This window comes from Leptospira langatensis (assembly GCF_004770615.1).
GTDB lineage: Bacteria > Spirochaetota > Leptospiria > Leptospirales > Leptospiraceae > Leptospira_B > Leptospira_B langatensis.
This window is the reverse complement of sequence record NZ_RQER01000006.1, coordinates 481631-496564: the sequence shown is the minus strand read 5'-3', so window position 1 is coordinate 496564 and position 14934 is coordinate 481631. Positions and strand designations below refer to the sequence as shown.

General features: G+C 44.4%; 13 protein-coding genes. 7 read left to right on the top strand and 6 right to left on the bottom strand.

What is annotated here, in order from left to right; genetic code table 11:
* From EHO57_RS11570 to EHO57_RS11550, 5 genes are all read right to left on the bottom strand, one after another.
* A complete protein-coding gene (locus tag EHO57_RS11570; RefSeq protein WP_167882279.1) occupies positions 1 to 957 on the bottom strand; it encodes an ABC transporter ATP-binding protein in 957 nt (318 codons plus the stop codon).
* Positions 958 to 959: 2 nt separating this feature from the next.
* Entirely contained in the window at positions 960 to 1952 is a 993-nt protein-coding gene (locus EHO57_RS11565; RefSeq protein WP_135644581.1) for an ABC transporter ATP-binding protein, read from the bottom strand.
* Positions 1949 to 2986 carry an ABC transporter permease subunit gene (locus tag EHO57_RS11560; protein WP_135644583.1) on the bottom strand — a complete coding sequence of 346 codons (1038 nt, stop codon included), beginning with the start codon at positions 2984 to 2986 and terminating at the stop codon, positions 1949 to 1951. The genes EHO57_RS11565 and EHO57_RS11560 overlap by 4 nt, the downstream gene beginning before the upstream one ends.
* The gene (locus EHO57_RS11555) at positions 2983 to 3996 is read right to left on the bottom strand and encodes an ABC transporter permease subunit (protein ID WP_135644585.1); all 1014 of its coding nucleotides are present in this window, start codon (positions 3994 to 3996) and stop codon (positions 2983 to 2985) included. The genes EHO57_RS11560 and EHO57_RS11555 overlap by 4 nt, the downstream gene beginning before the upstream one ends.
* Positions 3997 to 4107: 111 nt before the next feature.
* Positions 4108 to 5250, bottom strand: a complete 1143-nt coding sequence (locus EHO57_RS11550; protein WP_135644587.1) for a lipocalin-like domain-containing protein — start codon at positions 5248 to 5250, stop codon at positions 4108 to 4110.
* 171 nt (positions 5251 to 5421) lie between these two features.
* Between EHO57_RS11550 and EHO57_RS11545 the strand changes: the two genes are divergently transcribed.
* Positions 5422 to 6426 carry a lysophospholipid acyltransferase family protein gene (locus tag EHO57_RS11545; protein ID WP_135644589.1) on the top strand — a complete coding sequence of 335 codons (1005 nt, stop codon included), beginning with the start codon at positions 5422 to 5424 and terminating at the stop codon, positions 6424 to 6426.
* 20 nt (positions 6427 to 6446) lie between these two features.
* On the opposite strand, the gene EHO57_RS11540 is transcribed toward EHO57_RS11545, so the two are convergent.
* Positions 6447 to 8411 carry a sulfatase gene (locus EHO57_RS11540; RefSeq protein WP_135644591.1) on the bottom strand — a complete coding sequence of 655 codons (1965 nt, stop codon included), beginning with the start codon at positions 8409 to 8411 and terminating at the stop codon, positions 6447 to 6449.
* 515 nt (positions 8412 to 8926) lie between these two features.
* Here EHO57_RS11540 and EHO57_RS11535 point away from each other — a divergent pair.
* From EHO57_RS11535 to EHO57_RS11510, 6 genes are read left to right on the top strand one after another with little or no spacing between them, the layout of a single operon-like run.
* A complete protein-coding gene (locus tag EHO57_RS11535; RefSeq protein WP_135644594.1) occupies positions 8927 to 9658 on the top strand; it encodes a phosphoadenylyl-sulfate reductase in 732 nt (243 codons plus the stop codon).
* Positions 9655 to 10563: a sulfate adenylyltransferase subunit CysD gene (gene cysD, locus EHO57_RS11530; protein ID WP_135644596.1), complete on the top strand. Its 909-nt coding sequence runs from the start codon at positions 9655 to 9657 to the stop codon at positions 10561 to 10563. Before EHO57_RS11535 ends, cysD begins: the two co-directional genes overlap by 4 nt.
* Complete coding sequence (locus EHO57_RS11525; RefSeq protein ID WP_135644598.1) at positions 10563 to 11804, top strand: sulfate adenylyltransferase subunit 1; 1242 nt, start codon at positions 10563 to 10565, stop codon at positions 11802 to 11804. Before cysD ends, EHO57_RS11525 begins: the two co-directional genes overlap by 1 nt.
* 12 nt (positions 11805 to 11816) lie before the next feature.
* Complete coding sequence (gene cobA, locus EHO57_RS11520) at positions 11817 to 12593, top strand: uroporphyrinogen-III C-methyltransferase (RefSeq protein ID WP_135644600.1); 777 nt, start codon at positions 11817 to 11819, stop codon at positions 12591 to 12593.
* Positions 12590 to 13189 (top strand): precorrin-2 dehydrogenase/sirohydrochlorin ferrochelatase family protein, encoded by a 600-nt coding sequence (locus EHO57_RS11515; RefSeq protein ID WP_135644602.1) that lies wholly within the window; start codon positions 12590 to 12592, stop codon positions 13187 to 13189. Before cobA ends, EHO57_RS11515 begins: the two co-directional genes overlap by 4 nt.
* Before the next feature lie 28 nt (positions 13190 to 13217).
* A complete protein-coding gene (locus EHO57_RS11510) occupies positions 13218 to 14900 on the top strand; it encodes an NADPH-dependent assimilatory sulfite reductase hemoprotein subunit (RefSeq protein WP_135644604.1) in 1683 nt (560 codons plus the stop codon).
* The last annotated feature ends 34 nt before the right edge of the window (positions 14901 to 14934 follow it).

Genomic DNA, 14934 nt, shown 5'->3' with positions numbered 1-14934 from the left:
TTAGTTTCCGTCGGGAAAGTGACAAAAGGATTTCTGTCCGTTACCGATTTCCTTCCATTTTGGGATCTCTTGTGAACAGATTGGCTGTGCGATCGGACAACGAGTATGAAAATGACATCCCTTCGGTTTGTTTAGAATGCTCGGGACCTCTCCTTGTAAGGGAGATTTTCTTATTTTTCGATTTTCGACTTCAAAGACTGCACCGAACAAAGCCTTCGTATAAGGATGCGAAGGTCTTTCTACGATCTTCTCCTTGCTCCCGATCTCCACGATCCTTCCCAAATACATGACTGCGATCTTATCCGAAATAGATTTAACGATCCCCAGGTCGTGAGAAACGAATAGGTAAGAAAGACCGAATTCTTGTTTAAGCTGAGCGAGCAGGGAAAGCACCTGTGCTTGGTTGGAAACGTCCAAGGCGGAGACCGCTTCGTCTAAGAGTACGAACTCCGGTTTTAGGATCAAGGCCCTTGCAATTGCGATCCTCTGTCTCTGTCCTCCGGAAAATTCATGAGGGTATCTGCTTAGGATATCGGGAGAGAGTCCGACTTTTTCGAGAATTGCAGACGCTTCTTTCTCCGCTTCCTGGTCCGTGTACTGCCCGTGAATGAACAGGCCTTCAGTTAAGATATCCTTAATATTCCTGCGCGGATTTAAAGACGAGTAAGGATCTTGAAATACGATCTGTATCTTCTTTCTAAAATGCAGAAAGTCTTTCTCTTTTAGCCCGAGGATCTCTTGTCCCTGAAAGAAGATGGATCCCGAATCGGGTTTTAATAGGCGAAGCACCGCTCGTCCTAGGGTGGATTTGCCGCAACCTGATTCTCCAACAAGACTAAAGGTCTCGCCTTGTTCTAATTCCAGGCTTACATCTTCGACGGCCTTGAGGCTGGACTTTTCCCTTCCGAAGAAGGTTTCCTTTCCGTAGCTTACATGAAGGTTCTTGATCTCTAACAGGCTCACGACAAGACCTCCTTCTTCTCATTCAAGAAACAAGCGGAAAGATGCTCATGTCCATTCTGGTTCTTTAATGTAGGTTTGGAATTGTTGCAATCGGCAAATGCATGTCTGCAACGATTCGAATAATGACAACCGTTCGGATAGTTTCCGGGAGAAGGGACTCTTCCTTCGATCGGTTGGAAGATCCCTGTTTTTGCAAATCGAGATGGGAGGGAATTCAGCAGATCCTTTGTGTAAGGATGGGAAGGATGATCCAATACATCATCCACGCTTCCGATCTCCGCCACTCTTCCGGCATATAGAACGCAGATCCGATCGGCGATATGGCTGACCAATCCGAAATCATGAGAGATGAACAGGACGGACAGGCTGAGCTTCTCTTTTAATTTTAGTAGCAGATCCACAAGCTGAGCTTGAACGGTCACATCCAAAGCGGAGGTAGGCTCATCGGCGATCAGTAATTCAGGATCGCACATTAAGGACATTCCTATCCCGACTCTTTGTAGGATCCCGCCGCTCAATTGATGGGGATAACAATTCATCCGCATCTTTATATCGGTAATTCCCACCGAAGCTAAAAGGTATTCCGCTTTTTCTTCGGCCTCTTTGCGACTTCCTAATTGGTGAGAAATAAAAGCCTCGCACATTTGTTCTTTGATCTTTAACAAAGGATTCAATGCGGAGAAGGGTTCTTGGAAGATATAAGCGATCTTGTTTCCTCGGACATTTCGAAGCGAGTTAGAGTCCGCTTTTAACAGATCCTTGCCTTCGAATAATACCTCTCCCTTGGAATAGCGAAACAAGTTCAACGGAAGAAGTTTGGTTAATGCAACAGAACAGACGGATTTGCCACAGCCGGATTCTCCGACTAGAGCAAGAGTCTCTCCCTTCTTGATATCGAAAGAGATATTCTCCAATAAAGGAACGTACTCTCCTTCTTTCAGAAGTTCCAGATTGAGATCGGATACGGTGAGAATGCTTTCCTTCTTCATTCGTACACTACCTTGTCCTTGGAATCGAAAGAATCCCGTATTCCTTCTCCTACAAAGGAAGATAATAAGATAGTTAGAGCCAAAGCCAAAGAAGGAAATCCGATCAACCACCAGGCTCTGATATTCTCTCTTCCTTGGCTTATCATCTCTCCCCAAGAAGGATTTGGGGCCGGAATCCCATATCCTAAGAAGTCTAACGCGCTTAAGATGGAAATAGCTCCGATCAAAGTGAACGGTAGGAACGTAACTAAAGGAGTCAGAGCATTTGGAAGGATATGATTCCTCATGATCTTCCAAGAGCTAACTCCTAAGGCTCTTGCTGCGTCCACATAGGTAAGCGTCTTGGATCTATAAAATTCCCCGCGCATGTACATACTGATACCGATCCAACTCAATGCGGAGTAAGTGACTCCCAAAACGATGAATCCTCTTCCGAAGAAGGAGCCCATGATTAATATCAAATATAAGAAGGGAATGGCAGAGAGGACCTCTATGAATCTTTGTAAGATGATATCGGTCCTTTTTCCGTAGTATCCTTGGATCCCGCCTATCATGGTCCCGAAAAGGAATTCTATGAATACGAGTATTAAACCGAAGCTAAGAGAGTTCCTGTACGCATAAAAGATACGAGTGAATACATCTCTTCCTCGGTCGTCCGTTCCCAACCAATGCTTTGCGTTCGGAGCAGAAGGAGGATTATCGTCCTTCTCCATAGTTTCCAAACTATCTTCGTTATAACCGTAAGATACTGGTGGAAAGAGGACCCAATTGCTTCCGTTTTGAAAATCTTCCCTAGTCGCGAGCCTTTTATAATTCGTAGGAGAAAGCTCCGTGCCTCCGAAATCCTTATCCGTATAATAAAAGAAGATGGGGAATTTCCAAGAACCTGAATAGGAAACGATCCATGGTTGGTTATTGACCAGAAGGGGAGCGAACAACGAGATCCCATAGGAAAGGCCAAGGATCCAAAGAGAGATCCATGCCTTCCTATTTGCTTTAAATTTTTCGAATCTTCTTTGGAATAAGGAGTTCATGCGTCGAAATTGATCCTAGGATCTATGAGTACGTAACAAAGATCGGAGAGAATATTTCCCACTAAGGAAAGAAGGCTCTGTATAAGAAGAAGTCCCATCATCAGATCCGTATCTCTTTCCGTCACCGCTTGGAAGCTAAGTAGCCCGATCCCGTCTATACTAAAGACTAGTTCTATGATAAGAGACCCTGCGAGTATTAAACTCAGATTAGAACCGAATCCTGTCGCGATCGGGATCAAGCTATTTCGGAACGCATGCTTGTAGATGGCGTCCTTGAAGGACAGGCCTTTGGACATCGCAGTACGAACATATTCTTTGGAGATCTGATCCAAGAGAGAATTCTTCATTAGTAGAGTGAGAACCGCAAAGGAACTTGCCACGTAACAGATCACCGGCAGGAACATATGATCTAAGCGATCTACGATCTTCTCGAAGAAGCCAAGGCCTTCGTACTCGTCGGAGATCTCATGTCCGAGTGGGAACCAGGAGAATACTTCCCCCGAAGCGAATACGAACAGGAGTAGCATGGATAGTGCAAAGACGGGAATGGAATACGCGATCAGAATGATAATGCTTGTACTATTATCGAAACTTTCCCCACTGCGAATGGCCTTGGTGATCCCTAGTGGAATACAGATCAGATAAGAGATCAAAAATCCGGAAAGCCCGAAGGTAAGAGACACAGGGATCTTTTCGAAGATCAATTCGTCTACGGGACGGGAATGCAATCTAGATTCTCCGAGATCTAGTTGCGCTACTTCGGATAACCAATACAAATAAGCGACAGGAAGTGGTTTGTCCAAATGGAGTTTCTTTTTCAGAAGATCGATCTCTTCTGTACTGATCCTCTTTGCCTGGGCTCCTTCCGCACTTCCGTAGCCTCTTAACTTTGCGATCTCTCTTTCTAAGGGACCGCCGGGGGCGAGATGAGAGAGGATGAATACTATAAAAGTGATCCCTAGGATGGTAGGAAGGATCAGGATCATTCTTTTTAGAAAATAGTTTCTCATCTCAGTTCTTGCCCTGTTCTGCGGGTGTAGGAGTTCCTACAGAATCCAACAATTTTCTACGTCCGTATTTACGGATAAAGATCTTTTCTTAGGATTCGGTCGATGAAATATTTAACGAGAAGGTTTTAGCTCTAAATACCCGATCCCTTTTACGGTTTTTCCGTCTATTTCCCCGCTCACGTTCACTCCGCCTTCCCAATATGCCAGACCGGTGCTGCTGCGAGCGTCGAATTCTTGCTCCTCGAATTTAGGAGAGATATTCAGTTTGAAACGATCGGAAATTAATTTCCATTTTAATTTATAGGAAATATTCGTGACCTTGCTCTTCCAGGTCTTATCTTCCGACTGAAAACTCAACTCGTTCTCTTTTTCGAAAAGGATTACCTTGCCGTCCGGTCCTCTGTACGTTCCGAATGTCTCCGCCACCGGGGACGATTTGCTTCTAAAATTGAAGGCCATGATATCCGATCCATCTTCCATTTGGATACAGATCCAATCCCAAGAAATATCCTTAGAAGAAAGATCGAAGTTCGCTTCTGAACCTTCTGGGCTACTCCATTCATGATCCATCCAACTCGTGCCGGATCTTACATTGTATTCTTTTCCTTCTAAATAGAGAGAACCCTTGGTTTCCATTCGAGGGACGCTATAATAATGAGAGTAGAATTTCGGATTCGTCCTGCTCTTGAAAGATTTTCCATTCTTTCCGTGAACCAAAACATCCTTAGGCTTGGAAGAAAGTTCCAGTTCTAAACCGAAACCAGCCTCCGTTCTCGGAAATGCGGAGATGGTGATACTTCCGGGACCGGTAACTTCCATCCGATAATCGCCGCTCCAAAGAGAAGTTGTGTTTTGTCCCGCTACATCGCCTAACTCTCTTTCCAGAGTCTGCGTAAATTTATGCGTTTCGTCGCTCATATCGGAGATTGCAAAATGTACGGGATATACGGCAACCTTGGAGCCTAGATACGCACGAAAGAAACTAAGCTCGTAGCCGAGTTGCTTTCCTTGGTCTGTATCCAAGATCCCGATGAAATAACACCATTCGACCTTATAACCTTTGTGGAACAAATGATCTTGTGGGAATTTAAATCCTTTGAAGGCCTTATCTTTGTGTTCAACCTTTGCAGGATCGGCTGCAAATCTGTCCTGATCTGCGGCAAAAAATAAAATGGAAAGAAAAAGGATAGGAAGAACGGAAGAGAGGAATTTTCTCCGGCTTTTTGTTTTTTGATCTATATTACTCAGGCGCATATCAACGCATCTACCTCAAAGGGTCGTCTTAATCTTGGCAAAACTCTACATGAATAAGACCTAACCAGGGTTTCGTTTTGAATTGGATATTCAACCGATTCACTTATATCTCGAGTAAAAACTCACGAAATTCTTCTTGTTATGCGCGTTTGAAATATTGAAGTAGTTAACATGTCCAACCCGGTTCCTAGAAGCGAAAGAAAGAAAGTAAAGAAGTTCTTTCAGTATGTTTTCGCGAGAATGATCGTAGGCAGCTTTTCCTTCCTTCCATATGTTTTTAGAGGCAAGGTTCTATATTACCTCGTGCTTTTCTTAGCAAAAGTAACAGGTGCCGTTCGGAAACGAATGGAAAAGCATATCCGTCTCGCTTTTCCGGAAAAGACCGAAGCGGAGATCCAAGGGTACATCCAGCACAATCTCAGAGTACTCTCTCATATGGCCAATGAGTTCTGCGAAGAACCTCGGATGAACCAGGCATTCATAGACAAATGGGTGGAACTTCTTCCCAATAAAGAAACTCATGAACGCATCTTGAGCCAGGGAGGGATCTTAGTATTGGGCCACTTGGGGAATTGGGAGACCATGGGAGTTAGCCTTTGCTATACGGTTCCCAAAGCGAATAATCTATATGTATTCGCAAAAAGGCAGAGCAATCCTTGGTCCAATGCTTGGATAGAAAGGAATCGAGCGAGCCAAAACATCAGTTTGATCTATACGGATGAAAGTCCTAGAAAGGCCCTCACTCTATTGAAGCAAAAAAAGCTAGTCGCATTTATCTCCGATCAGGATGCAGGAAAGACAGGGACCTTCTTTCCATTCCTAGGAAATCTTGCGTCTACCTTTATGGGTCCTGCAACGTTTGCTAGAATGACCGATGCCCCCATTATTTTCTGTAGTAGCTGGTACGACGAAACTGGGAAGCTGTACTTTCATCTAGAAGAATTTGAAAGACCGGATCTGGACCCTAGAAAGGAACCGGAACTTTGGGAGAGAGAATTCACCTATAGATGGGTCAAGCGCTTAGAGAAAGAAGTACACGCGCATCCAGCGGATTATTTCTGGTTACATAGACGCTGGCATACGAAACCGGAAAATAAGGAAGAGCTGGATCGTTTTTGGAAAGAGTACGAGGCCCGTTCTGCGGAGAAGAAGCAGGGCTCGGGCAGCTCCGTATAATATTCTTTTTTTATTATCTATTAGAAGGAAGCCGGTTTTACCAGGGTTCCTCCTCTTAGGTTTACGGCCTCAGTTTCCGTTCTTCGGAAAGGAATTCCTTGAGATGCGAAAAGATCCACGCAGACATTGCAATCTAGGACTTCCTCTCTATAACGTATCTTGGAATCCTCACTTGTAGTTGCCCATAGATCTTTCAGTTCCTGAGGATCTGTCGAAAGATCGAATAGACGTTCTTGCGCAGGACTAGAAGTCATATTCATTATATAATGATAATTCCCTTTGATATAACTGATCCCGACTTTATAGAGAGAGATCTCGTTATTATTGGTAATGATGATCCTTCTATCACCGCTGATATCCTTGATCAGGGATTTTCCTTCTAGATGAGAAGTGTAATTTCGAACACTTACATCATTCTCTAAATTCAGAATGTCTATGATGGTCGGGATCAGGTCCGTATTCGCAACGGGCTTTTCCGTATTCCTACGAATGGCTTGCAGGTTCACTGAATCCTTCAGCACAGGAGGAATGTAAAGAAGCATAGGAATAGAGACTGTCTCGATATAATTGCTATCTATATGTCCCAAGTAATCGTGCTCAAACAAGGCCTCTCCATGGTCGGAGGTGAAGACGACTACGGTGTTCTCTAGGAAACCGTCTTCTTTTAAGAATCCGTAGACTTCCTCCAGGAGTTTGTCCATATGACGTACTGAATTATCGTATTGATCTACAGGGCTATCGACTGCAAATTCTTGGGAATCTTCCGGGACTATATAAGGGAAATGGTTTGTATTGAAATGAAGGACTCCCGCGAACTTCTTCTTCTCCGCTTTCAATTCGGAAAGGTATCGTCTGAATTCTTTTACAGTCTCCCGGTCGTCGATCCCGATATCATTGAATACTTTGAGCCCGCTCTTCTCCTTGTCCCAAAGAAGGTCGATGCCTGAATTCCTAAAGAAGCCTTCAAAATTATTCCACTGCAGATTATGACTGGTGATATAGAAGGTAGAATAATTCGCAGCCTTTCCATATTCCCAGAATAAAGGATATGTGTGGGTCATCGGAACAGGTTGAGAAGGAGAAACACCTGTTAAAATACTAGGAAAGGACAATAAAGTAGAACTAGAATTGGAATACGCCTTCTTAAATAAGAAGTAACGATTCGGATCTGCACCTGCAATTAACTTGGATAAGAAGGGAGTCGTGATCCTTTTATCGTAATCGTAAATATTCAGATTCAGTTTTCTAAGGCTTTCGGTAACGATCAATAGAACGTTGAAGTTCGGGTTCGAGTTCAGTCTTCCTAACTTAGGTTTGTTCCTAGATTGGAGTCCGGCAGAACCGAGACTGTCTCCAGTGAGATGGTTGTACAAGTTCCTCCAAACGAAAGCGATCGTATTCGTATCGGAAACATAGACCTGATCGTTAAATCGGGTATTATTATGTAAGAAGGCGCTGATCGCCAAGAAGAGCACAATCACAGAGATCCGAACGGGAACTTGGTATTTATACTTTAAAGGTTCCTTAATGGTTGTTTGCCAAAGGGAGATCCCTATAAGGACGAATAACGCAATTCCTCCAAAGACAGCGCCTTTAGTGACTCCTCCTGCAAGAATGGTCCAGCTATTCAGAGGCTCGTTGAATATAAAGGAGAACACAAAGAAGTTCGGCATGATCCCAGTATAAGAATAATATCCGTATGATCCGATGATCGCAAATGTATAAAAGTTCACTAAGAAAAAGAGTGCAATGAAATAGATCGTCTTAGATTTAAGTTGATGCAATAATCTTAATGCAATGATCGCAGCGGAATAAAGAATCACTGAGTAAACGAAAGAGAGAAAATAAAACGCCCACTGTAAAGGCTTAAAGCTAGGCAAGATCTCGTCCCTTACAATTACGTCAGTAAGAAGGATAACCGAAGGCACGACCCAGACGGAATACTTAGAAACCATCCCTAGAATATTCTTTTTATATGATCCCATCTATTCCAGATTTTTAGACAATAAGTAAGTCGTCAATTACATCCATTTATCATCCGAAGAAGAGAAGAAGGAAAGGAAATTTATAGAATACGAATAGACCGATGTTTAGTTTGCAAGAGGACTAACGGTATGTTTGGCGAAGGATCTAGATCGTATATTGAACAAACTATAAAAATAAAAGAAAGATCTTAGATCATTTTCTCAGAATGCATTCTAAAATGTTTCATTAGAGTGTAGATCTATGTGTATTGGATTTTGGTTTTTTCTTCCTAGAAAGAGATCTAATTTCCTCCTTCTAGAAAAAAGGCCGTACCCAGGGCAGATACACCGAACAAGGTTTCTAGACATAAAGAGCCGATCGTTTGGGAAAAATTCACTGTTCTCCTAGAATTCTCCCAGAATCCTTGTAATAATCCCTCAACTATACTTTACGGAAAGTCCAATATATAAAACTTTGGTACATTATATTGACTATTCCCAATTCTGAATTTGAGAGTCATGAAGGTTCGATTTTTATGAGTCCCTCCGAGCTGGAAGCTAAAATACAAGGCTTAAGTCTGGAAGAATCCCTTGCCAAGATCGCAAAGGAGTTCCCAGGAGAGGCGGTTTTCTCGACCAGCTTTGGTTTAGAAGATCAGGTCATCACCCACGCCATTTATTCCCAGAACCTGGATATTCGCATTTTTACATTAGATACGGGGCGCCTATTCAGCGAGACCTATGAGCTTCACAAGAGGACCAACGGCATGTATGGGAAGAAGATACAGACCTTCTTTCCGGATGCGCAAGCGGTAGAAGATCTCGTGAACGAAAAAGGTCCCGACTCCTTTTACGATTCGATTGAAAATCGAAAAGAATGCTGCCATATTCGTAAGGTGGTTCCCTTGAATCGAGCGCTGAAAGGCGCGAAAGTTTGGATCACCGGGATCAGAAACGATCAATCCGGCTCTAGAGAAGATCTTCCGCAAGTAGAGTTGGATGGAGGAAGAGGGATCTTAAAATTCCATCCAATCCTAAGCTGGTCTTGGGACCGTGTGCAACAGTATGTGCACGACAATCGCATTCCTTATAACCCTTTGCATGATAAAGGCTATCCTAGTATCGGATGTGCTCCTTGCACTCGCTCTATCCAACCAGGAGAAGACTTTAGAGCGGGCCGTTGGTGGTGGGAAAACGAAGTCACCAAAGAATGCGGATTGCATTGGGTCGACGGAAAACTGGTAAGAAAAAAAGGATCACAAGCATGACGACTCGAACTCGTTTGTCGCATCTTCAGCAACTAGAGGCGGAATCCATTTATATACTCAGAGAAGTTGCGGCTCAATTTGAAAGGCCGGCTCTTCTATTTTCCGGAGGGAAGGACTCGATCACTCTGGTCCATCTTGCCTTGAAGGCATTTCGTCCTGGCAAGTTCCCTTTTCCTTTGGTCCATATAGATACCGGTCATAACTTTCCGGAAGCATTACAATTTCGTGATGATCTTGCGGAGCGGATCGGAGAAAAACTCATAGTACGATACGTGCAAGACTCCATAGACCAAGGAAAAGCGGTAGAGGAGAAGGGTAAGTTCCCCAGTAGGAACGCGATCCAAACTGTGACTCTTTTGGACACTATAGCAGAATTCAAGTTCGACGCTTGTATCGGCGGAGCGAGACGAGACGAAGAAAAGGCCCGTGCGAAAGAGAGAGTTTTCTCCGTAAGGGACGAGTTCGGAAGCTGGGATCCAAAGCTGCAAAGGCCTGAATTATGGAATATCTATAACGGAAAGATCCATGTAGGCGAGAATGTTAGAGTATTCCCGATCAGCAACTGGACTGAGCTGGATGTTTGGGAATACATTCGTAGCGAGAATATTCCTCTTCCTTCATTATATTTTTCTCATAAAAGACAGATCGTGTGGAGAGAGAACGTTGTCTTCCCGGTTTCCGAGTTCGTGACCCTGGATTCTTCCGATAAGGTAGAAGAGAAAACGGTTCGATTCAGGACTGTGGGAGACATGACTTGTACAGCGGCTGTGGAATCCGAGGCGAATTCCCTAGACGATATTATTCGAGAGATCCAAACTTCCAGGACCACTGAAAGAGGATCCAGACTAGATGATAAGAGATCCGAAGCTGCGATGGAAGAACGTAAAAGAGGCGGTTATTTCTGATGGATTTATTGCGTTTTATCACTGCGGGAAGCGTAGACGACGGAAAGTCCACTCTGATCGGACGTCTTCTATACGATAGTAAATCCGTATTCCAAGACCAATTGGAAGCGATTGAAAAGACGAATCAAGTAAACGGACAGATCAATCTGGCCCTTCTTACCGACGGACTCAAGGCGGAGAGAGAGCAAGGCATTACGATCGACGTGGCCTATAAATATTTCTCCACACCTAAGAGAAAGTTCATCATCGCGGATGCACCGGGGCATATCCAATACACTCGGAACATGGTGACCGGTGCTTCTAATTCGGATCTTGCGATCATACTGATCGACTCTCGCAAAGGAGTGATCGAACAGACTTATAGACATTCGTATATCGCATCTCTATTAAAGATCCCTCATGTAATCATCTGTGTGAATAAGATGGACTTGGTCGAATTCTCCCAAGAACGTTTCGAAGAGATCAAAAAGGATTATATCGATTTTGCTTCCGATCTGGATTTTAAAGGATTGGAATTCATTCCTATTTCCGCACTGAACGGGGACAATGTGGTGGATCCTTCTTCGAATATGATTTGGTGGAAGGGCAAAACCCTCTTGGGGTATCTGGAAGATCTGGAGCTCGAAGAAGACGAGCACAAGCACCAACCTAGGTTTCCGGTCCAGTATGTGATCCGTCCTCAAACCGAAGAACATCATGATTTTAGAGGATATGCCGGCCAAGTAAGAAGCGGCGTCTTTCAGAAAGGCGAAAATATTGTCGTGCTTCCGAACGGACATCGTTCTAAGATCAAGGCGATTCTCACTCATGAAGGAGAAGTACAGGAAGCGTTTGCTCCTATGTCAGTTACCATTCTTCTAGAAGATGAGATCGATATCAGCCGAGGAGACATGATCGTAACGGAGAAGCAGCTTCCGAATCTTTCTCAGGATATCGAAGCGGATGTTTGTTGGATGGACTCTAAAGCACTTGTTCCTGGAAACAAATATCTCCTAAGACAAACCACAGGTTCCGTCAAGTCCGCAGTGAGAGAGATTACTTTCAGGATCGATATACAAACCCACCAAAAACTGGATTCGCCTCAGCTCGCGTTAAACGAGATCGGAAGGATCAAGATCCGTACAGCGAAACCGATCGCGTTCGATCCTTATTCCGAGAATCGAGGCACCGGTAGTTTTGTTTTAGTGGACGAAGGCACGAATAACACCGTTGGAGCCGGAATGATCTCCGGATCGAATTAATTCTTAGATCGAATGCAAGAAGGAAAGGGAAAAGTATATTTAGTCGGAGCTGGGCCCGGAAATCCGGAGCTAATGACCCTGCGCGCCCTAAATATATTAAAAAAAGCTGAAGTAGTATTATACGACGCTTTGCTCGATCCTTCTTTTCTGGAATATTTTCCGGAGTCGGCGATCGTTCATTATGTTGGGAAGAGAGCCGGTCAGCATTCCGCAACGCAAACCGAGATACAAGATCTGATCGTACGATATGCTCTGCAAAACAAGATCGTAGTCCGCTTAAAAGGCGGAGATCCTTTCTTGTTCGGAAGAGGCGGAGAAGAATTGATCGCCATCAAAAAGGAACAGATCCCATACGAGATCGTTCCTGGAGTAAGCGCTTTGAGTGCAGGCTCCTCCGGAGCAGGATTCCCATTAACTCATAGAGGATTGTCCAGACAAGTACTCATCATGGACGGCCATACCGTTCTGGAAGAAGAGACCGACTGGACCTGGTTTGCACAGTTCAAGGGAACGATCGCTCTTTTTATGGGAACTTCTTCCATTCAAAAAATTGCAAGTAGATTGATCGAACACGGAGCATCTCGCCTTCTCCCTGTTGCGTTAGTGGAGAATGCGAGTCTTCAGACGCAAAGAACGACTGTAACGAGTCTTGGAAAGATCGCAGAAGAGGGGATCTCCAAACAAACTCCCGGACCAGGGATCATTTATATAGGTCCGGTAGTCAACTTAATGGAAGAAGGATCCGACCTCCCTATGCACGGACAAGGATCCTTCGGAGAAGAAGCATGAACAAACTTCTTCCTGTATTCTTAAAACTAGATGAGAAGAAAGTCCTGGTCGTAGGCGGGGGAAATGTTGCCCTCGAAAAACTCCAACACTTGGTACCCACAGGTTGCGAGCTGACTGTTATCGCAAAAGAGTGTAGACCCGAAATATTAGAATTACTTTCTGCAGTTCCCAAGGCTAAGATCGAAACAAAGGAGATCCAGGTATCCGATCTGGACGGATTCGATCTGATCTATTCCGCTACAAACGATAGAGAAACGAATCGCAAGTTGGTGGAGTATGCAAAAGAGAAAAGGATCTGGATCAACTGTGCCGACGATCCGACGTATTGCGATTTTTATTCTTCCGCATACTTTGATAGAGGGCCGATCCGAGTAGCAGTCTCCACACAAGGTGAATTTGCAGGACTCGCAGGAAGCGTTCGTACGATCTTAGAAGAGATCCTTCCTCCGGAACATGATGCAGACTTAGAGGATCTAATACATATTAGAAGTCTCAGCAAACAAAAATTAGGCGATGCTAACCAGAGAAAGGCAGCCTTGAAATTTCTACTGAACGAATTTAAAGAAAAATATCTCTCGCTAAACAAGAAGTTATAAGAAGCTAACAGAAGGACGAATTAGATCAATGTCAGAGCAAAAAGAACTCAGCGAAGTCGAACATATAAAAACGGCCTCTCAAGGACTCAGAGGAAAGATCGGTGTAGCTATTGAGACCGGTGCGGACGGATTCGAAGAAGACGACAAGCAGCTGATTAAATTCCACGGGATGTACCAGCAAAAAGACAGGGATCGTCGAAAGGACGAAAACGGGGACTTCATTGAAAACCCTACGTCTTTCATGATCCGGGGCAGGATCCCTGGTGGAAGGCTTACAGCGGAGCAATACGCAGTTTGGGATGATCTTGCAACCCAATTCGGAGGCGGAGCTCTCCGTTTAACTACTCGTCAGTCCATTCAGATGCATACTATTCTTCTTAAGGATCTGAAACCGATCATGCAAGCGGTCTATAAGGTGAATCTATCCACCATGGGAGCTTGCGGAGATGTGGTGCGTAACGTTACCCAAGCATTGAATCCTTGGGGAACCAAAGAACTTACTCAATTAGATCCTGTGGCTCAATTGATCTCCGATCATTTCAAATATAAGAGTACTGCCTATGCGGAGCTTTGGTTGGGAGAGACCCAATTAAACAAAGAGGTAGAGGATCCGATCTATGGAAAGACTTACCTTCCTAGAAAGTTCAAGATCGCAGTGACTCTTGCAGGCGATAACTCCGTCGATATCTATACCAACGATATGGGATTTGCTGCGACTCTGGATGCAAACGGAAAGATAGACGGTTATTTTGTTTTCGCAGGTGGCGGACTCGGAATGACCCATAATAAACCGGAGACTTATCCTAGAGCGGCGGATCTGCTCGGTTGGATCCCGGAAAAAGATCTGATCTCCGTTGCGGAAGGGATCGTGACTTCTCATAGAGATTTCGGAGATAGAACGAATCGCAAGCATGCTCGTTTGAAATACGTTCTTGCGGAGAAGGGAGCAGAATGGTTCCGTTCCGAAGTAGAACGTAGATCCGGAGCGAAATTCGATACCGATCGCAAACTTCCTAAATGGGAGACTCCTAAGTACTTGGGTTGGACAGAGAGAGCGGACGGTACCTTGGCTCTAGGGTTCCATACTCTTTCCGGAAGGATTAAGGACTTCGCTGACAAACCGCTGAAGACTGCCTTAAGAAAGATCATAGACGAATTCAATTTGAACGTACAGGTCACTGCAGACCAAGACTTAGTGCTAATGGGCATCCGCAAAGAGGACCGTCCAAAATTAGAAGCTAAATTAAAAGAATTTAATATTGATCCTGCTTCTCCTAAGCCTTTGTACGACAGGGCCTTGGCTTGTCCTGCTCTTCCTACCTGCGGGCTGGCACTGACCGAATCAGAAAGGACTTTTCCTCAACTGTTGGATTCTATCCAAGCGGTGATCGATAAATTGGGTCTGAACGACAGAGCTCCTATCGTAAGAATGACCGGTTGCCCGAACGGTTGTGCAAGACCATATTCCGCCGAGATCGGGATCGTAGGCCAACAGGCCGGTGGAAAATATGCACTCTTCTTTGGCGGAAATCCGGAAGGAACCAAAGTAGGCGATTACGTTGCTAAGAAAGTAGCCTTTGCGGATATTCCGGTGCAGCTTGAAAAAGCGTTCTCCGTTTGGAAACAGGACGGGAAGGCGAACGAAAGCTTTGGAGAATTCGTAGAAAGATATTCTTTGGATAAGTTCAGAGAATTACTCGGATCGATGTAATTTAGAATTCTATAATGAAGAGGCGCTTTATTCG

What these genes read in the sequence shown, in the direction of transcription:
- EHO57_RS11565 (WP_135644581.1), bottom strand. Translation starts at nt 1,952, where the DNA reads ATGAAGAAGGAAAGCATTCTCACCGTATCCGATCTCAATCTGGAACTT.
- EHO57_RS11560 (WP_135644583.1), bottom strand. Translation starts at nt 2,986, where the DNA reads ATGAACTCCTTATTCCAAAGAAGATTCGAAAAATTTAAAGCAAATAGG.
- EHO57_RS11555 (WP_135644585.1), bottom strand. Translation starts at nt 3,996, where the DNA reads ATGAGAAACTATTTTCTAAAAAGAATGATCCTGATCCTTCCTACCATC.
- EHO57_RS11550 (WP_135644587.1), bottom strand. Translation starts at nt 5,250, where the DNA reads ATGCGCCTGAGTAATATAGATCAAAAAACAAAAAGCCGGAGAAAATTC.
- EHO57_RS11545 (WP_135644589.1), top strand. Translation starts at nt 5,422, where the DNA reads ATGTCCAACCCGGTTCCTAGAAGCGAAAGAAAGAAAGTAAAGAAGTTC.
- EHO57_RS11540 (WP_135644591.1), bottom strand. Translation starts at nt 8,411, where the DNA reads ATGGGATCATATAAAAAGAATATTCTAGGGATGGTTTCTAAGTATTCC.
- EHO57_RS11535 (WP_135644594.1), top strand. Translation starts at nt 8,927, where the DNA reads ATGAGTCCCTCCGAGCTGGAAGCTAAAATACAAGGCTTAAGTCTGGAA.
- cysD (WP_135644596.1), top strand. Translation starts at nt 9,655, where the DNA reads ATGACGACTCGAACTCGTTTGTCGCATCTTCAGCAACTAGAGGCGGAA.
- EHO57_RS11525 (WP_135644598.1), top strand. Translation starts at nt 10,563, where the DNA reads ATGGATTTATTGCGTTTTATCACTGCGGGAAGCGTAGACGACGGAAAG.
- cobA (WP_135644600.1), top strand. Translation starts at nt 11,817, where the DNA reads ATGCAAGAAGGAAAGGGAAAAGTATATTTAGTCGGAGCTGGGCCCGGA.
- EHO57_RS11515 (WP_135644602.1), top strand. Translation starts at nt 12,590, where the DNA reads ATGAACAAACTTCTTCCTGTATTCTTAAAACTAGATGAGAAGAAAGTC.
- EHO57_RS11510 (WP_135644604.1), top strand. Translation starts at nt 13,218, where the DNA reads ATGTCAGAGCAAAAAGAACTCAGCGAAGTCGAACATATAAAAACGGCC.